Here is a 26039-nt window from a genome sequence, read left to right as displayed (position 1 = left end):
GCGTCACTTTGCGCGCCCCCGGCTAGCGTACTGGTGTCACCGCTCATTGATCATGGCCTCAGTCGAGAAGAGATTGATAGACGAAAAATCACCTTGTGGCAGTCGTCTAATGGATTCTCAAATTTCTTGCTAGGCCAAACTGAATTTCAGAAGCTGTTTCCTGTGTATAGGTTATCGCCCGCGCGTTCCAGAACTGTCATTTCGGCACCCAACCGTAGATGCGATCGTGAGTTCCGACCGTGCGTTATTGCCACATGTCAACTCTGCTTGACATCGTTGGCTGCCATCATGAAATTGGCGCGATCCTGTTGCTCAGCACTCAATGCGTCCAATAGTGCGAGAGCATTCGCGTAGCGCAAATCCCCCTTCAACGCATCTAAGCCAGCTTGACCATTTCTCCGGAGCGAGACGAGTTCCGCGTTCTGCAGTTCCATCTCAAGGAAGTGGCACAGCCAAATGTGTGAGGGCGTAGTGGCACGGTAGGAAGAAGCATCCATGAGAGAATCCTCGACTGAAAGGGACGTTCCAAGTCCTTTTGCGGAGCGGCCACACAGCATGTGTACGCCACCAGGATTAGAACGGACCGTAATCCGTCGAGGAAGCAAATTCTGAGATCTCACTCGCCCCCGGTCGCACTCTCGCCTTCTCAGGAGCGGAATGAACTGCAGTCGTCATCCGAACGATGAACGTCCGGCAATACGAGGTCACAAGTTCCCCGGCAGATCAGTCGAGCGTATTCGCGATGAGGTTCAACACAGCCCCCGCTGAAGACGTCCATCGGTTCATGGAGTTGCAGCATCTCGTCCAGAATTTTTGCCGTGGCGACGGGGTCGGCGAGCGTCGCATCGACCTGACTTTCGACACGAGATTCGTCGATTTGCAATTCGCCGTTCTGGTCACGGTAGGTCGAGTTGCGCCAATGATAGATCGACAGACATTTCGTAGTGAGAGTGTAAACCAGTCCGGGACGCCAGAAATCCGCGAAGAGTCCGTTCCCTAAGTAAAAGGTCCAGCTCCCTTCGTACCCGGTCACTTCAGACGATTCCCGGTCAGGATTGCGGAACCAGGTCCGATCACCAGGAACGAAAAATTTCACGGGCAGAGGATTGCTGGGAGAACCGATTCTCCGCAGAAAGATTCGCTCGAACTCCGCCCCTTTGACCGCACGTTTTTCCGCTTGTCGATGCAGATCCTGATACAGCTCCGGATGCGTTAGTTTTGCTTCGGTCGTCATTGCCAGCAGGCAGATATACTCTGCGGCTCGCCGACACGAGAATGTATAACGGACTCCTGAGACCTCTGGTTGAGTCGTCTTCTGCAAAGCGGCAATCAATGACACACCGGGGCGCAGGATGAATCCATGGTCCTCATCATACGTCCAATACTCTGCAGGTCGCTCCGCAACGTCAGTCGCGAACGAGAGCGACGTTTTGCGCGCTGCCATCACGATGTTCTTGCGAATGCGTATGGACGACATCAGTTCGTCCAGGCTCGGGAATTGAAACGGAACTGGACAAAGCAGCATCGCCAGCACAATTTCCCGTTCGAGATCGACCGGATTCGTAACCGTGTCGAGATGCAACTTCTGGCAAAGCTGCGATGTGTCACCAGACGGAGCCAGGTTGACTGACTCGCCTTGCCGCAGATGGAATCCCAGCAGCCCCCCAAGCGACCTGGGATCATTCACCGTCGTGACATGCTGGTGGAGGTTCAGATCTTTGAGATATCTCTCGAACTCACGGCGGGCTGATTCAAGTTCTCCAAACTGCAGTCCCTGAATCTGAATTCCGCCCTCAAGCTGTTTTGAGCACGTAGCAGCACTCTGCATCTGACGAGCCTTCTGAAGTTGCTAACCGCTTCTGACAAATGAACATGAGTTTATGCCGCCGTCAGAACTTTTCCTATCGAAGTTTCTCGATGGTTGGTGCGATTCTTGATTTAGCGACCCCGATTTTCCTCTGAAAAAGGGCCCCAAACCTGAACACCCGGTCAATGGTGACGGGAAATTCAGCTTTGGCGACCTTCACCCATCCTGAGGTGCAAAGAAGTTTCACGATCACGTCGCTGTGCGTTTCAAAATCGCGGAAAGTCTCAGGCTGGGAGCTTCGACGAATGTGTAAAGCGCATGAGCTGCGACGAGACTGAGTCCAAGAGCTGACAGGAGTATCGCCGATGCCTGATTCGAGGTGGGCTGATCGTCGAACAACTTCCACGCCATGGTGATCACCAGGTGGCAGACAGGGAAATGGATCAGGTAAAGACTGTAGGAAATCCTGCCCAGATACTGCAGCCACGGCCAGTTAAGCCAGCGATGAAGTCGATCAAACGAGCCCGCTACAAAAATTGAAATCGACGTCAGCAGGGCGACGCTGTTCTCGTACCACCACTCATCATCGAAGGCCAGTTCGACAAGTGCGATTCCGACGATGATGCCGTAACAGAATCTGGGAAGACTTCGATCCAGTGTCCACCAGGTGGCCATCCCCAGAAAAAACATCCAAGTGAAATGAATGACCCACGGCGTCGTACTTTCCAGCATTCTCCAGTAGAAGAGTGAGGCGAAGCCAAGTGGCGCAAACACCGCCAGCAGGGCAAAGGCCGAGGGACGCGGCTCCGACGGAACGGGGCGCGGGAAAAAATGCTGAGCAATCCCCCACCCCAGAATTGCGACCACGTAGAATTGCATCTCAATACAGATCGTCCAGATCCCCGCACTAAGCGCCTCATGCCCCAGAATGTCCTGAAGAAAGGTCAGATGAGCCGAGACACGCGCGATCGTGAGTTCCCCTTCATACGGGGACGCGAAATCCCCCGCGGCGTCGCAGACAAGATTGACCAGCACCACGCACCCCAGCGTGAACCAGTAAGCCGGAACGAGTCGGATCAACCGGCGGAGGGTGAACAGACTGACCTCGCGCGGTGTGACCCAGGTCTTCCTGCACGTGTAAGCGATCACAAATCCGCTGATGACGAGCAGCACTTGCACACCTGCTCGGATCCGAATGAATGTGGCGTCTACGATCCAGTGAATTGAATCCAACCAGGGATACGGCGGGGGTTCGTACCACCAGATGTGGAAAAGTACGATCCCCATGGCCGCCAGCCCCCGCAGTCCATCCACAAAAACAAACCGTTTCGTCGCAAGTGCCGCATCGGCAACGCTCACGGTATCCGGTGCCGCAGCGGGTTCGGATCGGGCGGGACTGGAAGACTTGGTTTCGGATTTATCGGTCACCAGTGACACGTGCGACCTCGCTCCTGCACGACCTCGATCTGACTGGGTTGCTCGCTGTGAGTCCTCAACCAGCATCAGGCCGCTGAGACGAGACAATGACGACGACGTTAAAAAAAAGAAAGCCCGACACCTGTCTCGGGCTTTCCAATTTTCATTGCAAATTCGTCAGGTTAGTCAGCTTGCTTCAGTGAGAAGGTCACAGACTTTGCTCCACGGGCATCGGGGACGGTGTAACCGCCACTTGGTGGGAAATACTTGGCGATGACTTCGAAGGGAGGCAACTTCGAGACATCAATCCCTTCCAGAACATTGTCCGAGTTTTTGAGCATGTTGTAGTAGGTTTTGAACTGCGCTTCGGTCCGCTGAAACGAAATCATGGATGCTTTTGCGGGGAAGTGTTTGGACACCTGCTTGTAATCGGCCGAATCGACCAACGTCGTGCGGCTCGCCTGACCTCGCATCATTCCTTCCAGCAGTGGGGTGTCGTTGGTGACGACCAGTTGCCCCTCTGTGATCGCGATCGAAACAGGTTGATCGCTATTCGGTGGCGAAATTTCGTAAATGATCTCGCCATTGAACTCACGAGATTCGATGTTGGAATCACCCGCCTTGACTGCCGCGGCGAGCGTCTTCTTCATCTTGCCGGCATCCTTCAGACCAAATCCGGCCAGAATCATCGGAGTCGGTGCCCCATCGTCGTCTTCGCTCTCTTTTGTCTCAGACTGCAGGATATGGATCTTGCCGTCGAGATGATCGAGCAGGTCTTTCTTGGGGTGAATCATCGGCCCCTTTTCCGCCACCGAATCAAGGAATCGAGCGGTCGCTCCGCGGCCCTGGAACTGATCAACCAGCGTTTCGATCGATCGGTAAGCCTCATTCACATTCCAGTTTCCAGCCGAATAGGACCCAATGTCGGCCGGGACCCAGTTTGGCGGAACAAGTTGTGCTGCGGGGAACTGGAACAAGCCCAGCAACCCGGTCGGCTTTTCGCCGGTATAGATGTAGGTGGAGGCCACACCGGCTAAGTCGGAATCTTCAAAGTTGACACTCCCGCCCCAGCCCGTCAGCGTATTGACCCCGAACATGGGTAGAAACGCACCCGCCAAACCGGCCTGGGGAAATGTCGCCTGTGCGGCAGTAATACCGGTCTGAATCAGGCCGAACGGGTTCAGATACCACTTGATCAGCGAATCGGCCCGGTCACCGCTGCACTGAGACTGGATGTACTTGTACTCGTTGTTCTGAGCAAGAACTTCCTCGCTGTCCCCTTCCCAGCGTTCCAGCACCGATTTCAGAGCGTCCTTATCATTGCTGAAAACCAGAAACGACTTATCAGCAAAGTACGTGATCGTCTTGAAGGGATTATCTGGCTCGGGGTTCTTCAGGGTATAAACATGAATGTTGACACGCTCAAATTCTTCGGTGGCGTGTTCGGCTTCTTCCTTCTCCAGTGCCTCGTCCATTTTCTTGAGAAGCTTGTCGATGGTCGCCTGCTGGCTGCCGTATTCAAGCAACAGGACAAACCCCAGTTTGCGAGCCGGTGTCTCAAACATTGCGAATGTGACTTCGCCCTGAGGCAACTCGGTCAGATCCTTGATCGATACCCCAACCTCTTTTTCCATCTCGCCTGAAGCTTCATCAATCTTCCGATGAACGTCTTCCAGGAATGGGGCCATCTGAGGGTCGCGAAGCAACTGACCCATCGACGACTTTTCCCATTGCTTTCCGAATTCAGGGACGTCGGCAATCGAGAAGAACAGCAACGTATCTTTGGGAAGCAGCCTTTCGCCCGGAGCAGAATCAATCGCCCGGCAAACTGACGCGAAGGCAATGGCCTGGGCGAAAACTAGCCCTAGTGCGATCGAGCGGAACCATAGTCGATTCATGAAAAGTCCAATCCCTTACAGAGTTTTAATAGCCAAAGTCGCCGTGTGCAGTCATCCTGACAGGCTTACTCTGGACTTTCATCCCACGAAACCCATTCTCGATACAGGCTGTCTCATCTTCGCAAGTTCGTCTGAAGTCAACAACATGCGAAGAGAGAATTTGTGACAGAATTGATGACCCTCGCCAGCGAGAGCCGGTTTCAGACTACTCTGATTCCTTTGGCTCGCCGGCCACCTTGCGATGAGGTGCATCGAGATAGCGAAAGCCCGTGTTGGGATTGTTGCGATCGAATGCAAAGGCTTCATGATTGTCCAGAAACAGTTTTACGTAAGGCGTCGGAATGGCAAAGCCCAGACCTTCAGCAAATAACAGCTTCATATTCGTGACCCCGATGACTTCGCCGCGAGAGTTGAACAGCGGACCTCCACTATTCCCCGGGTTAATCTCTGCAGTCGTCTGGATATAGACCTGACCCCGAAAGTTTCGATTCTTGGTCCCGATGATTCCCTGTGAAACGGACCGTTCCAGCCCGAGAGGATTGCCGATGGCGAAAACCTCTTCTCCTTCCTGCAAATCATCATCTTCCGCAAGAAATGTTGGCTTGAAGGCCAGATCCTTCTGCACCGGGATTTGCAGCAGTGCCAGGTCGAAAAATGGGTTTAAAGCGACAATCCGCACGTCATCAATCCGCCGCCGATTGAACGACCCGTCTTTCTCACGATGAAAGATGGTCGTCGCAATCCGGGTCTCACGTTCAATCACGTGATAGTTCGTGACGCAGAATCCGTTCTCGTTGACGATAAAACCAGAACCAAGCCCCCCCGGCGTCTGGACCAGGACCACCCCTTCTCCAAATTTCTCCGTCAGCTCTTTGATGCTGCGGCGGGGAAGTTGAGCCGTTCGATAGAGCCGGTGCTTATGAACCTGTTCGGGCACGTTGGCCGATTCACCGGCCGCCACCCGCGACTTGATCTGGCTCAGCGGAATCTTGATGACGTCCACCCCGATATCGACGTACAGCGTTTCCGCTTGTTGCTTCAGGACATCCCCTTCCACCTTGTGACCAGTTTTCAACTCGATCACATCAGCTCTCAGAACCGCAACCGAGACGCATAGCGCCAAGGCCATCCCTGTCAGCAAAGGAAACCGCATCGCGGATTTCATAGTAGTCCTTACTCTTGTTGATTCGGTGATGTGTCGATCACGAAGATATTCAAGACGAGTCGTCACCTGTGCTCACAGAAACGTGGTTCGAGTTGATCGACTGAGGGTAACGATTTCAAACCGACTCGCGAACAGTGAAAACGCCTGTTTCGGCGCCGAACCGCCCGACACGCGCTGGATCGCACAGCAGGGGACGCCGACACCGCCTTACCCGTTCCCGTACGACGCATGGCAGTCAGTACAAGACTTATTGACTTTGTCGACTGCCTCCTGAAAACGATCGTAAGCTTCTTCCTGACTGGCAGAGAAGGCCTCCCGCCCGCCGTCGATCAATGTTCTGGCATGCTGCTGGTACTCGTCCTCACCCGTGTAATCGTACCCGGTCGTGGTAATGACTGTTCCCAATGCCGTGATGAGAGAAGCTTCCCGCCGGATTTGATCGGACAAGCTCTTGAACTTGGCTTCGCTGTTGACGTCCTGTTTCAGGAAGTTCTTGGCCCGCTCAATCCGTTTCATCAAGCGTTTGCGAGAAGCCACCTCACTGAATTCCCGGGCTGACGGAACTTCACCCGCGTCAGGCGGAATCGAACCGTCCAGAACGGACGTCAGCCGCTGAAACGCCGATCGCGTCTTTTCGAAATTTTCTTTACCCAGTCCCGCCGCAGACGTGCTCAGTTGGCCGGCGAACTCGCGCACGAAATGCGCCTTATCCTTCCACGTCACCGATTCGGGGTGACTCTGCATAATTCCCGCAAGGGCGGCCAGTTCCGAGCCGTCGATCGCGATTTCCTGAAAGTTGGAGTTGTAACTTCCCTGATTCGACATCGATTTCGTCAGACTGTTTCGAACGGCTTTGACTTCGCCTTGAAGTTCTTCCAACGGAATCAGTTTTCCCCACTCCAGACTGCCTGAGGCCGTGATGGCCGCAAGGGCGCCAGAGTTTGCGGGCACCGAAGGGGGTGAACCCGTTTTCGGTGCCGGGTCCGACGCACCAGCATCGGACTTGGGAGCAACGGGACTCGAATTGCTCCGAACCAGATCCAGAGGATCGTCGAAGAAGACGTCATACGGGATCTTGTTGACGAACTTCCGCCCCTTCGCGTCAACTCGGACGTTCGCTGACTTCTCCTTCGAGCCACTCTGAGACAGGGCAACCTGTCCGATGACAAGACTCAAAATCGCGGTCAAAGCGATGGCGGAGACTCCACGCGATTGCCACCCCCACGATCCCTGCGGGCTGGCAATGTTTCGAAAACGCCACATGACGGAATCCTCGTCGAAGGCCGGCTCAAGTTCTGCCAGATTCCTGCGAACAAAAGTAAAATTTTCTCTCGTGTAACACGCCGGTATTATGATTACCAGCGTCAACTCCTGCAATCACCGCAGGTGAATCGGTCAACTTCGATGGATACTCGCTTCACCTTGCTGGACTACAACTTGCAGCCTGACAGAATGAACGAACTGAACGATTTTCGAGACAGGAATGGCTGTCGTAGGATGCAAAGAAGTCGGAATTTGAACGCGTTGGCATCGCCTGATGCGGGACGTCGAACAGGCCGCACCTCTTGCGTAGCCCACCTGAACTCACTAATCGTATTTCGCGAGGCATCCTGAATCCTTCAATAAAACTGGCCATTGAAGGAGAGTTGAATACAGAGTGTTGAACTTATTGACTCGTACTGAGAACCGCCGCAGCTCGGTGATCCGCAGAATTTTGAGTAAGGAGTAGAACAATGAATCGTGCGCTGTTGTGTAGCCTTGGAGTCGCGCTGGCCGCGACCGTCGTCAGTGCTGGCGAGAGCCGGTCCGTGCGAGGAGCCTTCCCATTTTCACTGGCCCCTTCGGTACTGGGACAGTCGGGCGGCATTCCCATGCCGGAACCCCTGACACCCGTTCCGGACCCTGAGTTCAATCAGACCGTCCCACCGGCCTACGCCCCAAACCGTTCCAGCAACTATACCCCCAGCCCCTACTCGGCACCGGCCACCGGTAACTACCCGATCCCCGGCACCGTTCAGTATGGGACTCCAGCCTCGGTTGTGAGCGAACCTGCCTTCATGCTGGCCGCCCCGAACGCCGAGATCTACCAGAACGTCCGCTACCGCGCAGTCCGGAACATCGCTCCGGGTGCGGTCCCCATGATCGTTCAGGTCCCCGATCCCTGTAACCGAGACGCCTGCTGCAAAACCTGCGTCAACGTCCAGATCTGCGTCCCCCCCTGTGACCCACAGCGCGTGAAGGTTTCCCGTGACGGCAGCCGACTCCGCTATGACTTCGGCAAGTACTCCGTGTCCGTCCGCTCTGTCGGAAAACACGTCGTGGTTCACTACGAAGACTGATACCATGTGAAGTAAAACTTCACGGCCCTCTGACGACGGCACGACCGAGTCGGAAAAGGCCGCCAAAACTGAAGATCAACCGATGAATCCGTCGAGCCACGTTCCCGCGAACGTGGCTCGATCCTTTAGTACCTGGCATGTTGCGTATCTCGAAGAAGCAAGTTCTCTACGGACCGTGATGACCGGAACCGTGAGCCGTAGCAGCCTGTTGAAAACCGGGGACTGGCTCCGGGCTCACCTCAATTCACCGAAGAACTCGTCTGATTTGAGGTGCCTGCTCCGTTTTTTCAACACGTCACGAATTGTCAAAGAGCGAAACATCAATCGACTCAATCTCCGGCTCCGTATAAAGCCGAGATAAGAGTCCCCCTCTCCCCCTCCCCCTTCCCCTGACGCCTAGCGTGTTTGTCCGTCAGCACATGTCACCGCGCGAGATGACGCCGTCACCTGCTGAAAACGAAAGGCGGGCTCCGTCCCCCCCCTTTGGGGGGCCCCCTGCACCACCCGATCTTGCGCTTGGTCCCTGCTCCCTCTCGGGGTACCGACTTCCCAAATCTGTTCCCGATGACCTAAAGGGGATGGTCAGCCACATTTCGAAAAACGTTGGCCAGCCGGGCCAGTCCCCCTCAAAGCACTCAAACTGTTTAACCATAACTACATGGGACTGGCCAGCCGACTGGCCAAGGTTTGGCCAGTTGGCCACCCGGTTCCCCTCGTCACCATGACTCCTCTGCAGGTGGTCGTGACGTTCGTACCTGCGGCGTCCCATCGCTTCATCTCGTCCAGTCAAAATCCAACGAAATGTCACCACAGTACATCATCCTTTCCACCCCCTCTCATTGCCGCCTCAGATTCCGCCAGTTGGGTGTTGTTCCCCTGTGCCGACTTCTCACCGTTTTCCTGCGCAAAAATCCCTTTGAACGCATTGACAAAGGTGCGGATCTAAATGCTTCGCGCGCAAACTCCAGACCGCTGGAGTTCTGTCTCGGCGTTCCTCACCCGCTGACCGCGGATCTTCGAGCAGAAGCAGTGTCAGCAACAGACAGCAATCCGGCGAGTCCAAGTATCCAAACCTTTGGAACAAACACCCGATTCATCGCGAAGCCAATCAGCCCACCCCGACCGGAACCAGTCTCCCCGCAACACGTGACCTCTTTCAGAGATGGGCAGCGATCCAGGCAAAACATGAAATCCGGTACAACCGCGGAGTACAGGATATATGCGGCCTCCCCGTCCCCGGCCTGAACGGCCATCAGATATCAATCCAGGGCAGAGCGCCGCGGCGAAGCCGCAAAGCGCCGCCCTGAGTAGGTGATGAGTAGCGCCTCCTCCGCCCTGTTAAGGGCACAATCACCATTCAAAATGAACGCCACCGAATCCCACGAAACAAGACGTTCGAAATGAAAGACCTTGCCCCAGACACACAGCCAACGAATGTGTCGCCCTTAACAGGGCTCGGAACAAATAATGCCCCTAACCCAGGGCGGCGCTTGCGGCTTTGCCGCGACGCTCTGCCCTGGGCTGGCTTGTGGATGCCTTTCAGGCATCAGAATCAAACGCTGAACCGCATCGAGCGCAACAGAGTAGACTGTGCTCCAGCCCCCGTGCTGTGTTCCAGCCCCCGTGTCCACATCCGGCCCCCATGTCCACATCCGGCCCAAAGGGCCATCCATTCCCATAGCCCAGCCCATCGGGCTGGGATGTGATTCGACGAAACATCACCAGGCCTGAAGGGCCGACCGTTCGAACATATGCCGAACCGCGACCAGATCATATCCGGGGCACAGGGCCATGGGGACACTGCCGTTCTTGGGTGAGTGACACGCATCTATCGCCACTCCTCAAGCCAATGACAACATCCGCAGATGGCGCAAATTCCAAGAACAGAATTTCATCTGCGAAAATCCGCGAAATCTGCGGACCAAACTCACTCAAAGTCATTCAAATCGGTGAGACCGAGGCGCGGAGGGACCCGAGTATTTCCACGGGCTGAAGGGCTCATTGTGATTGTCACCGCCTTGAAATTAAGGTGCTCCCGTCAGTGCCCTGAAAGTGGATCATCACACTGCTTTCGCGCAATGGGTATGGTCTCTTCTGCGCAGAGACTTGTGCTGCACAGATCTCTCTCAACCTGGCAGAGACGATCGCTGTTCGGCGACGACTGGATTCGAGGAATCTCCTGCGTCAGGAGAAAACTTCGCGTGTTTCGCGGCGGACGTAGTGTCGGTGCTGGCCGATGCAGCTACGCGTCAGCTCGATTGTCTGCGGCCGACCGGCGACGTTGTAGAACAGTTTGCCGAACTTTCTGACCAGAGACAGCCACGTGTTGGTGTTCAGATCCAGCTTGCCCAGAACTTCTTTGAGTTGAGGTGATGTCCGGGCCCCCTGTTTGCGGGGAAGCTGCTTTGCGGTCCAGCGGAGTAACCGCAGGTAATCCTCCTGTGTCATCGGCAAAAAGCCTTTGTCACTGCAGCGGGCTCCTGTACGGCTTGCAACCGGACCTGTCTTGCCATCCCGATCTTTAAGGGACAACGGCGCCAGAAATTGATCGACTGACGACTGGTGCTTTTTTGTCGTGTCGTCGGACTTGCTGGCCGAACAGCGGGATTGATTCTTCTCCGCTGTTGAGGCATCGCTCGGTTTGGTGGTCTCTCGTGAGGCCGACCGAGGTTGTTGAGCCTGAAGCCGGCGCTGCACAGAGGTGTAGTCGCTGGTCTCCAGCCGGTCGGCCATCGCCGCACGAATCGGGTTCAATTCGACGTAGGCGGCACACGCGACCAGAGCAGCTTCATCCAGTAACCGCACCGCCCGAAAACGGCTTTGCCAAAATCGGCCGATCTCCTGATCTTCGTGGTTAGCGCGCATCGCTACCGTCTGACACAACAATCGCATCCACCAGCCGATGTCTGACAACCGCAAGCGGATAAGTTCCCGCTTGCGGGCATCGTTCTGAATGAAATCCAATTCGGCCTGATTCGGCTCTAGAGGGTTCCCGCACTCATCCTTCCGGATCGGACACAGGAGCAACCACCGACGAGCAACTTCTTCATCACTCCAGGTCGCCACCACATCCGGCCGAGACCGCAGGATCAGGTGAAAGTGGTTCGAAAGAATCGCAAAGCCGAGCAGATCGATCCCAACGCAGGCGGCGTATCGCTTGAGTAGACCTTCAATCCATCCCTTCCGGTGGTCATAGTTCTTGCCGGTGAGAGAATCGGTCCCCAGAAGAAAGCACCGTCGCACAACCCGGTTCATCACATGCACGATCGCGACTTCATCTGGAGAAAACACCTCCGCACGCGCTAAGCGAGCCATGTAATCGCCTCCGATTCCAACGCAAAACCCGAGCGATTCACTCCAACGACTTCAAGGCTCTTGATCTTGTGTAGCAATTGTCAAAAGAATCCGCATCGCGGTAGGTACGGTCATTGCTAACCGCCCCCCGCACAGATCCGTACGTGCGGCACTACCGCATACGGCTCTTACCGTGGATAAAGACGAGCGAAACTGTCTGACTTCCCGGGCACGTGCATGTCGGCATTGTGGCATCGCGCCTTTTCCGACCGATCCGTTTCCGAGGAAATGGATGTACCCGGGATCTCCCGCCTTCCGTGAGGAAAGTTTCCGTCCATGCGTATGGTCTGGGACTCCGTGCTGGTCGAATCGGACTCGCCATTAGTGTTCGATATCATCACAATTGCCTTCCCCTTGACACAACAGGGTCGGCCTTCGCAAAGTTGTGAACTCGGAACTCAATACACAGCCTGGACTTTCCCCTATGAACCCTTCGCTCTGCCGGTTGCCCGACACAACGCATCACTCGGGGACAAGGCGATTGGCTAAATCTTACCTTGTACGAAACTTGCATTCGCTACCTTCCTCGGGCTTGCGCCGGCGCACTGTGTCCCCATGGGCTGCCTCCAGCCACTCACCACTGAGGATTCTCCAAAATGGCAGAACGAATTAGTTTGCTCCGCGTATTTGTTGGTCTATTGACATTCGGACTCCATCTACAAACGGCGATGGCGCAGCCTGACGACGTCTCGCTAAGGGAACTTCCTCCGCTCAATTTCAACCTGGTAAGCCAGAGTTATCGCGTCGATCCATACATTTTGGCCGCAGTAAAGCTGCAAGGAATGGGCAAAAACAAAGCGGTTCGCATCTTACGCGTTGCTGCGCGCGATCCTGAGCAGAGCGAGAATTCGGTTTTTGTCCTGTGTAGAATGTTATTTGTGCCAAAGAATGAGCGAATCTTTCGGGCTCCGATGATTGGTATTCCGGAGTTGCTTGGGGGAACACGTCATGGGGACTGGCCGAATTTGCCAATTGATATTGTCGATGGCATACCAGTTGTAATTGTCCGTGGTTACACATTATTTGGATGTGCCGAATCCTCAGCCGAGTATGTCGAGTACTGCCTCAATGAATGTGACTGGTCCCGATTTGAGTTCAGAGCAAGGAGCCCAGCCGAAAAATCCAAAGCATTACAAACGTTGCTCGCATCACCCAAATGGAAGCTGGCTCTTGATGACACGGAGAAGGAATGTCTTTCGTCGCAGTTCTCGCAAGACGATTAATACCACGCACAACTGAAAATGCTGTGTTCCCGTTAGTACCCAATCTTCCGGTAGCCCCTGCTCCATGGGTCTCGACAGTGGAGATCGATTGGCGCAGCGATTCTTGCGGCAATGAGATCACAAAAGCTAGCAGAATGGGCTATGTTGAAGGTGAAAAGCAGAGGGAGCTGTAGTATGTGCAACAAGGGATGGACACCCATTAGGACTCGCGGATTATATGGTATCATCAGCATTGTGTTGCTCTCGACAGCGACTCAGGTTTGCCTTCCTTACTGGTCTTACAGCCTCTTTAAGCCCTCTGGGGAACGATCGCACACGAAGCGAGACTGGCGATCTCCCCTTCGCTTTGAGACTTTGATTGAGTTGTCGAACTTGACTCGCCAGCAGAGAGTGACGGTTTCCGGAGTGAAGACAGGAGACCAACGTCTCCTGTTGTTGGTGCGAGAGCATTTGGGCACCGTGACGCCCACTTCTGCGTGGCCAACTGAACTTGTCGACGTTGACTTGAATAGCGGGGCCATCTCTACCTCCAAAGGACCAGACGGCGTTCGTTATGCTGTTTACGGTGGGGGCAAGTTATGGCTTTTGCCGGATGTCGCCAAAGGGACATCGCCATTTGTGTGTGAAGGGACTGCTTGGGCGATTCTTAGACGTGCAAAGCGGAAAGGCGTTTATTCGCATCGAGCAGTGGTTCAGTACATCGATCCTCACTGGCGGGATACAGGTCGGGTTATCGAGTCACCTGCATTTCGGGTGGGAAATGATACATATATCGGAATGCAGGGGGAGCACAGTTTTTGGTTTCAGGCCGCCATAGATGGCCTCTACTATCAAAGAGATCTGCGACCGATCGATGAGAAAGATGTCGGTCGAAAGCCAGAGAATAATGATGAGATATTGGGCGAAGGCGAAATGCCGGGGGGGTGGAACTACATACCGATAGACGATGACTCTGAAGAGTTTTCAAGGGTACCACTTGCGTACTGGTTCAAGAGCGACCAGCCCTGCAGCTTGGAGATCGAGTCGACTGAATCGGAATCCTTTAGGTTTATGTATCGCCGTTACTTGAATAGCGGTAGAGTTTATACACAGGCATTTCTGTGTCCGATTCGATGGCTCCAAGACGAGCAGCTCTCGTTTCAGTATGGCGAGAATGGTGGTTGTATGCACATCATACCCGATTCCGATGGCACTGCCCTAGCAGCTGCTCTAAACGGCATAGACGGACGATTGCATGTCTTCAAAGTAACCGACGGACAGCCTAAGCTTGTCGGCCAGAGGGGAAGTCCGAAGGTGAGATGGCTACTCCAGGATATCGGTTGTTTTGTACTACTGGCATTCTGCGCTCCATTGCTCCCGCTCATGGCAGTTGCTTGGATCGATCAATTCACACAAATGCGGCGAATTCGTCGCGATGCGGACCGGAACGCCATGGCACCTTGCATTGTCCAGCGGGGTATAGCGCGGGCGATTGACCTAGGCTTGATGTTGCCTTTTGCAGTTGGCGCAGTTGCATATCATCCTGATTTCATTGGTTGGTGGCTTCTCTTTGCTAGGGAGTGTCAGCGGTTCGTTAGTTCGATCCAAAGTGTTTTTGATATTTTTCATTTTACGGTCATTGATGAAATGAAGGACGCGTCGGTGAAAGTGCTGGCACTGTTGTTCGAAGTACAGGTGGAGTGGCGAATGGTGACGGTTGTACTTTTTCTTAGTATGTGTCAACTCATCATGATGGGCAGATACGGACAATCAATTGGGAAGAAGCTTTGCGGAATTAGGATTGTAAGGCCAACTCTTCGTCGGTGCGAGTTCGGTCGGCTCGTATTGCGGGAGGTGTTATTGCCGGTTGATACGTTTATGTTGACGATGTGGTGGCCTGCATTACTCGTGATGTTCCTCACGCCGAGGTCACAACGTCTGGGTGACATTGTGGCTAATACTATTGTGATAACCGTCAGGAAAAGCCCAATCGCGAGTCGCTAATTCCCTGTGCGCGATTATGTGCTGTTCGACGGTAACTGTTAAGCCATTTTGGGCTTCTCAAGCTGCCGGGATTCGGTAAATTTTCTGCATCATGGATGATGTTGCGTTACTCAAAGAGCAGGTCGAAAAGAAAAGGGGTCAGGTCTCTTTTCTTTGGCGTCGCACGTTGTTGGACCTTTGTGATGGCACGCGCGAAACACATGTGTCCGGCAGGTGGAGTCTTCCACGTTCTGAATCGAGCAGTGGCTCGGCTCAGGATTTGTGAAAAGCCGAAAGACTATGCTGCGTTCATGCGTGTCGTGGGAGAAACGTGGGAAATCGTCCTTCTGCCGATTTATGCGATGGTGGCAATGCCCAATCACTGGCACTTTGTGGTGCGGCCCGAAACCAGCGATCAGGTGAGTGAGTTTTTCCGTCGCCTCACAGTGATGCACAACATGCGTTGGCACGCTCACTACAAGACGAGTGGCACCGGGCGTCTGTATCAGGGACGTTTCAAATCGTTTCCAATTCAGACTGACGGCCACTTGCTAACTGCCATGCGGTACGTCGAGCGGAACCCGGTTCGTGCAAATTTCATTGAACTCGCAGAAGACTGGCAATGGAGTTCCGCGTATGCTCGCCTAAATCATGCTGACAAACGCCGTTGGCTGGCCATTCCCGATGATCCCGCGTTGCCGCGAAACTGGCGTTCTTGGGTGAACAAGATTGAGACTGAAGCAGAACTGAATTCACTTCGACGCAGTGTCAAACGCAGCTTGCCTTTTGGTGATGACAATTGGACCAGAAGCAGTGCCGTTCGACTTGGTCTCGAAACTACGACCCGGCCAGAAATTACGACACGGCCAAGAGGACGGCCAAAGAAAAAGACCCGACCCCTTTTCCAGTTCGCGCCATATACAACATCTTTTGAGTGAGTCAGATGATCCGAATTCACCATCTCAATTGCGGAACACTCCTCGTCCCCAACTATCCGACCGTCGTCTGTCACTGCCTGTTACTGGAAGACCCGCGCGGACTGGCTCTGGTTGACACGGGCATCGGACTGCTCGACGTTCAAAGTCCGCTCGAACGACTTGGCCAGCCGTTGATCGAAATGGCGGGATTTCAGTTCAACGAACATGACACCGCAGTGCGGCGCATGGAGAAACTTGGGTTCTCGCCCAACGATGTGCGTCACATTATTCTGACGCATTGTGACCCGGACCATGCGGGGGGCCTTGCTGATTTTCCGCATGCCACCGTGCATCTCGCGGAAGAAGAGCTGGCGAATGTGCAATCAGGGTCACTCCGGTATATCCCAACTCAATTCGCACACTCTCCCCGCTGGCAAACGATCTCGCAGAGCCAGTACGACTGGTGGGGGCTCTCTGCTCGATCCGTTCCTCTCGGTTTTTCGAGCGAGGTCCTGCTGGTCCCCCTCTTCGGCCACACTGCCGGCCACTGTGGTGTCGCGATCAGGCAGGACAAGCAGTGGATGCTCCACGCGGGTGACGCATACTACCTGCGTGCAGAACTTACCACCGACGACCACCCCGTCTCTGTACTGGCTGCCGCTCGCGCAGATGATGATCACGCACGTCGCGTCAGCCTCGGCCAGTTACGTCGCCTGAACAACGAACTCTCGGATGTCGTCCAGATCATCGGTTATCACGACCTGACCGAGCTTTCGAACGGGCTAAATGAATAACTGCGCCTCAATGACGCATCTCCGGAAAATGCAGCACCAAGGACAAAATCCTTCTGACCCACTTTGAGGGTAGTGCTTCCCGCAACGAGTCGGCACATGACATGAGATCCGGGATCACGTATTCTCACGCTGAGTCGATGAGATCGAACCCGTCCCGAGGAGTCTTCCATGCTGCGTTACCTGGCGCTCAGTATTGTCCTGGTCGGAACATGGCTGGCTGCCGATGAATCGGCCGAGTTCAAACTGGTTGCACCGGACTCCTGGGGTGGCGAAACGATTTCCCTCCCGCCCGGCTTCGCTCCCGACATGGCCCTCCAAGGGGATGAGCACATCCGATTCGCTCCGGGCATGATGAAGGCCTCCTCGGACACCTTTTTTACATACGCGTTCGTATTCGAACTCGAGAAGACGCCGGAACTGAAGGACGACCTGATCAAGGACGAGTTTCTGAAGTATTACCGCGGCCTGTGCACCGCCGTTCTGAATGGCGCACGCCCGGACGTCGATCCGGAAAAGTTCACGTTCGACCTCGAGAAAGAGGAGCAGGACGCCAACAAGAACCAGGACGGATCCTTTCCGTCTGGCACACACCTCTACCAGGGCAAACTCACCTGGGTCGAACCATTCGCCACCCGCGCTCCCCAGACGCTGAATCTCGAAATCCAAACGTGGACCAGTGGCGAGCGCAACTACCTGTTCGCCTGCGTCTCACCACAAACCAGAAAAGCCAAAATCTGGAAAGAACTCCACAAAATCCGCGACACCTATCTCAAAGACCACCATAAATCACGTGATTAATCACGCCCGCGCGTCCATCCCCACGTTGCTGTCTCCCCCGCCTACAGCGCACACATTCCTTCTTCGCGTATCGTCCGCTCCGTCCGATGGACATGCTCTCCACTGCCCCTGAGTCGGACGAGTGCGAGGAATCGCAATTCGTCCGCGCGCAGTCTTGGTTCCAGCGAGTCTCTCAACTGGCGGCAACCGGTGTGGTAACGAAAAACGTGGCGGACGAAACGCGGGCCCAGCGGAATGCGGCCGATGCTGGTCGCAAGAAAGTGGCCGCGCACATTGTCTCGGTCGAAGCCCTGCAACAACAATCGACGGCCGATTTGGAGAAGGTTCGTCCAGGTGGTTGAAAACTGGTCGACTCAATCCGCACATGTATCGTCAATATTGGAATGCTGACACGCGATCGGGTGAAACAGTCCTCTTACCGCTGGACTTGGAAAATATTTCCGATCTCGGAACAACATCTGCGACCGGCCTCAACTCAGGATTGATGCGGTCAGAGAATCGTGGCTACTGCCTTCCTGACGAGTTGGTCCCATCACAATCAGCCGAGGGAGAGAGGCAAGAACATGTCTAAAAAGCTTGAACAAAATGCTGCGGCGAGCATCGACGAAGTCGATGTAGCTCGAAATCAGATTTGTAACATTCTGGCCAAAGGGATGAGCGGCGGTACGTGCGGATTTGAATTTCGATTTGTTCGACCCCACCAACAATTCACTGAAGCCTGGGTGTACTTCTTCAGCGAGCATCAGTGGCACAAACAAGACGAATTCACCGAGCACGGGAACGTCGTAGCGACCTTGGTCGATCAGTTCGAAATGATCGCGAGTCGCGAGTTCGCCGATGACTGGACTTGTCGAAGGGTTGAACACAGCGATCGAGTCGATTTCGAGTTGAAGTTTCGACGCGAAGCCGTGGAATCCTATCCGCAAAACGGTCTTGAATCATTCTTGGCGGGCTGTCTGTTTCAGGGTCATCACGACAGCGGGAAAGACGCCCGTCGGCGAATTCGATTTAAGGAGTAATGCCTGGATCGCGCCAGCGTCCCAAGGTCACAGAACTTCTTCACAGCCGATGAACCAGGGAGCCAAACCAAAGAAAGACCTGATGGCGGATACCTGTGCTGATCAAAAGATTTGCTCCAGCAACTCCTTCTTTGTTGAGTCTTCACGGTGGGATGCATCAAGATCACCTGAAGTGGCTGAGCAACTTCGCCAACTGACGCGATGACATCACTGAATGACTCTTTGACCCGATTTGGTAGTCATCTCGTCGCTAAGCGCTGTCCGCAAAGATTCGCGGCAATCGACCGTACGACTGAAGCTTGTACAGAAGCTAGCAAGCTCCGTCCTGATCTTGCCAGGAGGCCGCGTGCACAATGACTCACTAAATGGGCCCCAGCGAATCAACACCGATGTACTGCTTGCTGCCAGTGACATTCATCTCTGCATCGTAGCCTCTTTCCGCTCCTCCTTCAGCGGTACGGAGACTGGATGTCGATGATGGCCAGGCTCGGTGTCGGCTTCTTGCCAGAGGCCTGACGCACCTTTCGGCAGAGTGCTTAATGGATCGAATCCCAGACTCCGTCTCGACTCCAGCGCCAGAAACGGTGTCAACCACCTTCCAGTGCGGGAATTCGTGAGGTATGTAACGCCACTGGCAACTGGTTCGATTCAGGTAGAGGATTGCATTCAGGATGACTTTGCGGTCCACAGGCGGTCGCCCCACTATGGCCCGTTTTCAATGACCCTCGATTGCTCACCCGGAAGTCTGCCGGGATAATCCTTCATGATCGCTCCGACGTCCTTGACCTGAGAATCCATGGATGAGGAGTCGTAGCGATTTTTTACGTTTCAGGCAATTTGAAGACTTCGTCTAACGATTGGTTCGGCCGATTCGTATTCGACCTGATGTGGGGACGAGTGAAGGGCGCCTACCCGATTGAACAGGCAAGCTCAGGGTGAATCATCATTCTGACCTCGTGTGATGGGCACTATGCTGGGGCACTGAAGGCTGAACGTGCCTCAGCGCCCCGGCCTAGCGATGGTGACATCCTGAGTATCACCCTTTCACTTCAATCTTACGTCCCTTGCCTTCTGCCGTTTTCGGCAACGAGACCTGCAGAATGCCTTGCTTGTACGATGCATCAACTTTCTTCGCATCGACGTGCTCTGGGATGGTCATTGAATGATAAAACTCCGTGGCCGTGAAGGATTCTTGTCCTTTCTCCTTCTTCTCCTCAGATCGCTTGGCTTGCATGACTAACTGATTTCCACGCAGGTCGATGCTGAAGTCCTTCGGCTCGAAACCAGGTGCTTCCGCCTTGATTACATAGGCATCGGCTTGATCTTCAACGTCGAAGGCCCATCGTCCGTCGCCCCGTTCGGCATTCCACAGTGCCGGGACGTCCTTAAAAAACTTGCTGAACAGTTCATCAAATTCCCGGCGCATCCGGTTCATTGACGGGAATCCGAATACCTGAAATGGGTCGCGTGCCAATTCCGTCTTGGGTTTCGTTACGTCCGCATTCTTTTTTTCACTTACAGCAGTTGTCATGGTTATTCCTCCTTCGTAGAAATGACACTTACAGTCACAGTGGCGACCATCGCCATTAATGGAAACAAACGATTGCTGTTCCACCAAGGTGGCTGCAGCATCCCATGTTGCACTTAGTCGTTCTCATTTCACCTTTGCCAAAGTTTGACATTTTTGGCCCCCGTCAATCAACAAATATTTGCGGTCAAAGGTTCACAGTATTGATGGCGTGCGGCGTTTCCGAATTCCGAGGCCAACGATTAAGGGGTACGGTACTCAACTGTCGACGGCCGTCACCCTCGGCGCAGGGATCGCTAAGTGTGGTTAATTGACCTATGGATCCTGCTTCAATTCGTTTTCAACGTCCGGTTTCAAATCACTGTCAGCTTTCATTGTGAATTCTGCTTGTTCATTGGAAGGAAGGAACCCGGCCCTTCCTTTCGTGGGCGGGCAAGCGTGTATCTCATACAGTTTGGGCACGACGTCGATGTCGAGTTTGATACGGCGTGTTGCGGCTACAAAGCGTGCGAGTTGAATAGCCATCTGCACGGCGAAATAGGTCTTCACGGTTCCAAAAAGATGGACCTCTGAAGGACTGACCACACATTGAACCCTCGCCAAACCATAACTCGACTTTGCCAGTGTTTGCTGTAAGTTCGTCGTTAGAGCATCATCACAACCGTAGTCGTTCGAATCGCCCAGTCCGATACGACTTCGCCGCAGAGGTCTGATTACCGGGGTGGATAGCTGTCCGATACGAACACCTTCTTCGTTCGACCCCTCGGGATAATGCAGCCCGAATTCTGTTGAGTCCTCTTCGACACGTGAAACAGGACTTACAGACATACAAAGGCTCCACATCTCTTAACACTCGGGGAACAAGACAAAAATTGATTTTGGGCTCAGGTCGTCTGAACCCCTCAATGGACCGTCTCCGTGGTCGCAGCAAAATGAACGACCGATTGGAAGCCACGGAGTACGGGCTTAAAAATTCAAGTGAGTTGTTTTCGGGATCGCATCGCAGCAGATGTGCCAAACAGATTGGTTTTGTTGAGAAAATTATCTCATCTATTTTCCGAGCCAAATGTGCTGGTTTGACGTCAATCTTGAGGTACGGATGGCAATTTCAACGTCGGAAATCTTCCGACTGACCAACAACTTGCCAGTGAGAGAAGTAAAACATGAAAACGAATGCATCGCGACTTTCGGCCGTCGTCGCGAGCTCGCGTGCGGCTGATTTACCAGTCCAACTCGTTGTCGGATCTGGAGGCGGAAGTAGCCCACACCGTCTCGATCTCGGCGGCGTTCTCCGGACTCAATTGGCGGCGGGTCGACATCTGTTTGAATCCCCCTGATGACGCCTGCCCACGTTGCCGTGGAGAATTCTCAGGAGTCTCTCACAGGCAAACTCCACTTGTTCCGTTTTCGTCGCACGCACCGCGTTGGTTCCCGTCCATACATCGGTGGCGACATGCAAGAGGTCGAGAGCTTCCCCCCAGTGCGTAAAAGAAACGAGTCCTTCGTTTACCTTCATGGGCGATTTCGTGCCGTTTCAAATCCGACCGCCAGATATCACCACTAAAATCGATTTCCCCGAGCGGGAGAGATGTCAATTCGCCTGGGGGACTGCCTGTCAGAAGCAGAAGGTCGAAGAGGTCGCGGTGTGCTGGCGTCAGTTTTCGAAACTGTCGATCGAGGTCCAGCCATGATGCACTCTGCTGATTTCGGTTTGGAACCGATTGCAGGTTTGGAGGTGCACCATCGTGCCATCCCGACAGGTATCAAGAATCGATTCAGGAATGAAAAAACCCCTTGCTGCAACAGGTGTTACAGCGAAGGGGTCTTCAAGATGCCCAAGACAGGAATCGAACCTGCACGGTATTGCTACCACTAGGCCCTCAACCTAGCGCGTCTGCCAGTTCCGCCACTTGGGCTGGGTTCCTCGTGTTGTGCGAGGAGCGGGGCGACAGTATAGCGAGACTTGGGTTTGTCGCAAGGTTCACACTGTTTTCTTGTGATTTTCAGTGACCTGGCAAACTTCTACGATTGGGTCGTTTTTTCCGGCCCGTGAACCGGACGAATTCCCTCGCTCATAGCAGGTGAGCTGGAAATGGTGACTCAGCGGATCCCGCCACGTCTGCCGGAGACCGAAAATCCGCAACCGGGTGATCCAGCAATCGCTGAAAAGTCGCATTCACAACGGTTGGGAAGAGATCATGCGTTGGCGGTCACCTCTGCAGGGGTCAAATTCAGGACTGTTTCGGGGTTCTACTTGTTTAACCTCCTCTCAATCATTCTTCATGAAAAGGTGAGTCAACTCTGAAATCGTTGCCGGGAAAAGATTTGCCTCTCCTCTCGACTGCTCGATTCAGAAATCCGGGATAGTACGAATTGTCCTGCCAAAGAGCCCCTGGCAGAGCACGCAATTCGGGTCCGGGGCTGGCAATTCGAGAGCGGTGCGAGGTATTCTTGACGTGTTCGGGTTGGCCGTCTGGGGCTTTCACCGAGAGGGACTCCGAAACCTGAGACGGGTTGGGACAGCGTTCTCCGCCCCTCTGTTTCGCGCCTGGTGCAATTGATTCCCGATGTGATCGGCGGCGGAGTCGCTGAAGAAATCAGCAAGAGGCTCGTGCAGTTTGAGGAGGGTCCGCTATGTCGATCAATGCGTTCGTCGTTTTTGCAGTTGTCGCTCTGTCGAATGCAGAATCGGCCGGTCCCTCGGATGCTCTGGCCCCCGCAAATGTCACCGCACCGGGTCACTCCATGCACGGCGAAGCCTTCGACGAAGGCCCCCGGCGGGCCGCAACGTTACTCGGGACCACCGGTCGGGTGACCTTTCCCATTTCAACGACTCAGCCTCGAGTGCAGCAGTTCTTCAATCAGGGGATTGGGCAGTTGCACGGCTTCTGGTATTTCGAAGCCGAGCGCTCGTTCCGGCAGGCGGCAATGCTCGATCCCGATTGTGCGATGACCTATTTCGGGATGGCTTTGTCCAACACCAACAATTCCAGCCGTGCGAAAGGGTTCATCGCCGAGGCCGTCAAACGGAAAGAGAAAGCGACCGATCGCGAACGGCGCTACATCGACGCCCTCGACGCCTGGTACAAGGCTGACGCCGGGGACGAGAAAAAGAAGAAGGACCGTGCCAGGAATTACGTCCACGCGATCGAGGAAATTATCTATCGCTACCCGGATGACCTGGAAGCCAAAGCGATGCTGGGTCAGGCACTGTGGCAGAACAAAGGGGATCTGGAGGCAGCGAGCTTTTTCGCAATTGACGCCGTTCTGAAAGAGGTGCTGGCAGAGAATCCCTATCACCCGGTCCATCACTACCGGGTTCATCTGTGGGACAATGATAAAGCAACCCTGGCGGTGAACTCGGCGGAACGGTGTGGCTTGTCAGCACCGGGGATTGCCCATATGTGGCACATGTCCGGGCACACGTTCAGTGAGCTGAATCGCTATTTCGACGCCGTCTGGCACCAGGAAGCGTCGGCCCGCACCGATCATGCCTACATGATGCGTGACATGATCTTCCCCGACCGGATTCACAACTTCGCCCACAACAATGAGTGGCTCGTCCGAAACCTGCAGTACATCGGCCGGGTGCATGATGCAATCACGCTGTCCCGCAACACCATCGAACTGCCACAGCATCCGAAATACAACAATTTTCCGGGGGGCAAGAGTGCTCACTTCGGACGAATGAGGCTGTTTCAGATCTATTCCCAGTTCGAACTGTGGGACGCACTGATCGCTGACGCGAAGACACAGAAACTTCCCCCCACCGAAGACGAAACAGAACAGATCAAATATTTCCGTCACCTGGGGCGGGCTTATCTGCGAAAAGATGATGTCGAGAACGGCCGAATCCAATTGGCAATTCTCGAGCGACGCCTGCAGAAACTGCGACATGAAGCAGACACGGCAGCCGATGAAGCAGTCGCGAAGGCTCGTTTCGAGGGGGCCGACGCCAAAGCCGTTGAAGCGAAGAAGAAAGAGGCGATGCAACCAACTGCAGAACGACGGCGCGTCCTCGAACGAGCCGTCGACGAGCTGCACGGACTGATCATGGTCGCCCAGGCGAAGTACACCGCTGGCCTGGAACGGCTGACGAAAGCTCACGACGTCGACGAAGCTTACCTCGCGGACATCGAGGTGCTGGCTGGAAAAACGGAAGCCGCCTTGAAGCGACTGCGAGACTGGGTCGGAAAGAGCAAGAATCAGGTCCGACCTTTGGCGGCGTTGACTCAGCTACTTTGGCGGCAGGGGATGAAAGACGAGGCCCGGCAGACATTTGAATCACTCCGTGCAATTTCCGGAGCGATCGATCTTGATTTGCCTCCGTTCGCTCGCTTGCTGCCGATTGCCCAGGAGTTCGGGTTTGGTACTGACTGGCGACAGAAGTTACCCGTCGCTCGGAACGCCGCCGAGTTGCCCGACCTGACAACGCTTGGCCCCTCTACGTGGCAACCAAGTGCAGCACCGTCATGGACTCTGCCCGATGGGGAAGGACAGCTCCATTCGCTGGCCGACTTCCGGGGTAAGCCCTTCATCGCAATCTTTTACCTGGGCTATGGATGCCTGCACTGTGCCGAACAGCTGAAAGCATTCGCTCCCAAATACAAGGATTTTGAGGCGGCAGGGATTTCGATGATCGCAATCAGTTCCGACAATGTTGTGAACTTGAAGAAATCGCAGGAGCGTTACAAATCCGAAGGGGAGATGCCGTTCAAGCTTGTCTCCGATGGCTCACTGGAAACCTTCAAGAATTATCATGCATTTGATGATTTCGAAGACGCTCCACTGCACGCCACGGTCTTGATCGATGCGGATGGAAAGATCCGGTGGCACGATGTCGGCCCGGATCCGTTTATGAATGTTGACTTCCTGCTGGCGGAATCGAAGCGGTTGCTTTACCCCACCTACATTCAAATGCCACATGAACCTGAAGCACCACCAGAACCAGGTCCCGCCGATGCGTTGTCACCGCGGAACGTGTTTCCATCGCCCACCCCTCCACAGAAGCCGGAACCAGAACGTCGCGAGGTCGCTGCGGGGGGCTGATGGAGTCGTGGTCTACTGAAAGCGTACTCGTTGGGATATGCCACACTATTCGATCGTGGCTCTCTCCCCCGCTCTCAGTGGAATGGATGACTTCGCTGGCGAGCAAGGCTCGCGAAGATGAACGAGTTTTTCGGTGGACTTGCGAGGTTCCCGTTGAAGAGCATCGCGAGTTCACCAATTCGGAGAGCGCTGTACAGCAGGGTTAGAACGTTTGCACGCACTCCAGGCGAGTCGGTTGATTCCTGTCGCCGACAGTCGCCGACAGTCGCCGAGCGACACCGCGTTTGAAAGAATTCAAACGGCGGAACAACGAGGTTCAAAGTTGGCCGCCCCGTTGAGCGGCGGAGGAACAGGTCCTCTCATCGGGCAACAGAAACCCTGCGTCAGGGCGACATGCACGGGTATTGACGATGTCGTGCAAAGGAGAAAGAGCGGGGTCATTCAGAGGCAGGAACCAGTGGGACATCAGTTCCTGCACCGGTAGAAACGAAGTGATCGCGGCCCGTTTTCGACGCCCGCGATCGAGGAGGTGTTCACCAGGACTCTTTTTCGTAGTTGACAGGCGTGACCTGATGCGTTTTCTGGATGGAGATCGTCCCTTCAGGATCTCGCAACATGTCAAATTCCGGATCGAGAAATCGATCAGGCATCGAATACTCGGCGACGTCTTCGCCGAAGAAGACCTGATGAATCGAAGGAATCGACACAGCGACCATCAGGATCACGGCCAGACTCATTACGGTCGCCGGGACCCAACCATTGAAACGATC

At 54.5% G+C, this 26039-nt stretch carries 21 protein-coding genes and 1 tRNA gene; 10 read left to right on the top strand and 12 right to left on the bottom strand.

The annotated features are described in order from the left end of the window. Nucleotides 1-257: 257 nt before the first annotated feature. The 6 genes from VGE80_RS06860 to VGE80_RS06835 form a co-directional block, all read right to left on the bottom strand. Nucleotides 258-497 (bottom strand): hypothetical protein, encoded by a 240-nt coding sequence (locus VGE80_RS06860; protein WP_373651431.1) that lies wholly within the window; start codon nucleotides 495-497, stop codon nucleotides 258-260. Between the two features lie 149 nt (nucleotides 498-646). Then, nucleotides 647-1828 carry a hypothetical protein gene (locus tag VGE80_RS06855; protein ID WP_373651430.1) on the bottom strand — a complete coding sequence of 394 codons (1182 nt, stop codon included), beginning with the start codon at nucleotides 1826-1828 and terminating at the stop codon, nucleotides 647-649. Nucleotides 1829-2056: 228 nt separating this feature from the next. Then, entirely contained in the window at nucleotides 2057-3244 is a 1188-nt protein-coding gene (locus VGE80_RS06850; protein WP_440592125.1) for an acyltransferase family protein, read from the bottom strand. A 161-nt stretch (nucleotides 3245-3405) separates the two neighbouring features. Continuing rightward, nucleotides 3406-5121, bottom strand: a complete 1716-nt coding sequence (locus tag VGE80_RS06845; protein WP_373651428.1) for a hypothetical protein — start codon at nucleotides 5119-5121, stop codon at nucleotides 3406-3408. A gap of 205 nt (nucleotides 5122-5326) precedes the next feature. Next, nucleotides 5327-6274 carry a S1C family serine protease gene (locus tag VGE80_RS06840; protein ID WP_373651427.1) on the bottom strand — a complete coding sequence of 316 codons (948 nt, stop codon included), beginning with the start codon at nucleotides 6272-6274 and terminating at the stop codon, nucleotides 5327-5329. Nucleotides 6275-6493: 219 nt separating this feature from the next. After that, nucleotides 6494-7549: a hypothetical protein gene (locus VGE80_RS06835; protein ID WP_440592124.1), complete on the bottom strand. Its 1056-nt coding sequence runs from the start codon at nucleotides 7547-7549 to the stop codon at nucleotides 6494-6496. Nucleotides 7550-8019: 470 nt separating this feature from the next. On the opposite strand from VGE80_RS06835, the gene VGE80_RS06830 reads away from it, so the two are divergent. Then, nucleotides 8020-8625, top strand: a complete 606-nt coding sequence (locus VGE80_RS06830; RefSeq protein ID WP_397570589.1) for a hypothetical protein — start codon at nucleotides 8020-8022, stop codon at nucleotides 8623-8625. Nucleotides 8626-10809: 2184 nt separating this feature from the next. Here VGE80_RS06830 and VGE80_RS06825 read toward each other — a convergent pair. Next, entirely contained in the window at nucleotides 10810-11940 is a 1131-nt protein-coding gene (locus VGE80_RS06825; RefSeq protein ID WP_373651424.1) for a transposase, read from the bottom strand. 315 nt (nucleotides 11941-12255) lie between these two features. Here VGE80_RS06825 and VGE80_RS06820 point away from each other — a divergent pair, with 315 nt between their 5' ends. The 8 genes from VGE80_RS06820 (at nucleotide 12256) to VGE80_RS06785 (ending at nucleotide 18692) form a co-directional block, all read left to right on the top strand. Then, nucleotides 12256-12468 (top strand): hypothetical protein, encoded by a 213-nt coding sequence (locus VGE80_RS06820; protein WP_373651423.1) that lies wholly within the window; start codon nucleotides 12256-12258, stop codon nucleotides 12466-12468. Nucleotides 12469-12575: 107 nt separating this feature from the next. Continuing rightward, the gene (locus VGE80_RS06815) at nucleotides 12576-13202 is read left to right on the top strand and encodes a hypothetical protein (protein WP_373651422.1); all 627 of its coding nucleotides are present in this window, start codon (nucleotides 12576-12578) and stop codon (nucleotides 13200-13202) included. 372 nt (nucleotides 13203-13574) lie between these two features. Beyond that, nucleotides 13575-15185: an RDD family protein gene (locus VGE80_RS06810; protein WP_373651421.1), complete on the top strand. Its 1611-nt coding sequence runs from the start codon at nucleotides 13575-13577 to the stop codon at nucleotides 15183-15185. Between the two features lie 95 nt (nucleotides 15186-15280). Beyond that, nucleotides 15281-16102, top strand: coding sequence for a transposase (locus VGE80_RS06805; protein ID WP_440592123.1), 822 nt, complete (start codon nucleotides 15281-15283; stop codon nucleotides 16100-16102). Between the two features lie 5 nt (nucleotides 16103-16107). Further along, nucleotides 16108-16875, top strand: a complete 768-nt coding sequence (locus VGE80_RS06800; RefSeq protein WP_373651419.1) for an MBL fold metallo-hydrolase — start codon at nucleotides 16108-16110, stop codon at nucleotides 16873-16875. Between the two features lie 168 nt (nucleotides 16876-17043). After that, nucleotides 17044-17673: a hypothetical protein gene (locus tag VGE80_RS06795; protein WP_373651418.1), complete on the top strand. Its 630-nt coding sequence runs from the start codon at nucleotides 17044-17046 to the stop codon at nucleotides 17671-17673. Nucleotides 17674-17765: 92 nt separating this feature from the next. Beyond that, nucleotides 17766-18014 carry a hypothetical protein gene (locus VGE80_RS06790; RefSeq protein WP_440592122.1) on the top strand — a complete coding sequence of 83 codons (249 nt, stop codon included), beginning with the start codon at nucleotides 17766-17768 and terminating at the stop codon, nucleotides 18012-18014. Nucleotides 18015-18236: 222 nt separating this feature from the next. Then, nucleotides 18237-18692, top strand: coding sequence for a hypothetical protein (locus VGE80_RS06785; protein WP_373651417.1), 456 nt, complete (start codon nucleotides 18237-18239; stop codon nucleotides 18690-18692). A 361-nt stretch (nucleotides 18693-19053) separates the two neighbouring features. On the opposite strand, the gene VGE80_RS06780 is transcribed toward VGE80_RS06785, so the two are convergent. From VGE80_RS06780 to VGE80_RS06765, 4 genes are all read right to left on the bottom strand, one after another. Further along, on the bottom strand, nucleotides 19054-19395 hold the full coding sequence (locus VGE80_RS06780) for a transposase (RefSeq protein WP_375314906.1): 342 nt from the start codon (nucleotides 19393-19395) through the stop codon (nucleotides 19054-19056). A 333-nt stretch (nucleotides 19396-19728) separates the two neighbouring features. After that, on the bottom strand, nucleotides 19729-20307 hold the full coding sequence (locus tag VGE80_RS06775) for an Hsp20/alpha crystallin family protein (RefSeq protein WP_440592126.1): 579 nt from the start codon (nucleotides 20305-20307) through the stop codon (nucleotides 19729-19731). A 228-nt stretch (nucleotides 20308-20535) separates the two neighbouring features. Continuing rightward, a complete protein-coding gene (locus VGE80_RS06770) occupies nucleotides 20536-21048 on the bottom strand; it encodes a BON domain-containing protein (protein WP_440592121.1) in 513 nt (170 codons plus the stop codon). 1004 nt (nucleotides 21049-22052) lie between these two features. Beyond that, nucleotides 22053-22136 (bottom strand) — tRNA-Leu (locus tag VGE80_RS06765). A gap of 718 nt (nucleotides 22137-22854) precedes the next feature. Between VGE80_RS06765 and VGE80_RS06760 the strand changes: the two genes are divergently transcribed. Next, complete coding sequence (locus VGE80_RS06760; protein WP_440592120.1) at nucleotides 22855-25269, top strand: redoxin domain-containing protein; 2415 nt, start codon at nucleotides 22855-22857, stop codon at nucleotides 25267-25269. A 533-nt stretch (nucleotides 25270-25802) separates the two neighbouring features. Here the strand turns inward: VGE80_RS06760 and VGE80_RS06755 are convergent. Next, the coding region (locus VGE80_RS06755; RefSeq protein ID WP_440592119.1) for a hypothetical protein at nucleotides 25803-26039 on the bottom strand (237 nt) is incomplete at its 5' end.

Source organism: Schlesneria sp. (genome assembly GCF_036405755.1).
Lineage (GTDB): Bacteria > Planctomycetota > Planctomycetia > Planctomycetales > Planctomycetaceae > Schlesneria > Schlesneria sphaerica.
The sequence above is the reverse complement of the archived record's forward strand: the minus strand, read 5'-3'. Positions and strand labels throughout refer to the sequence as shown.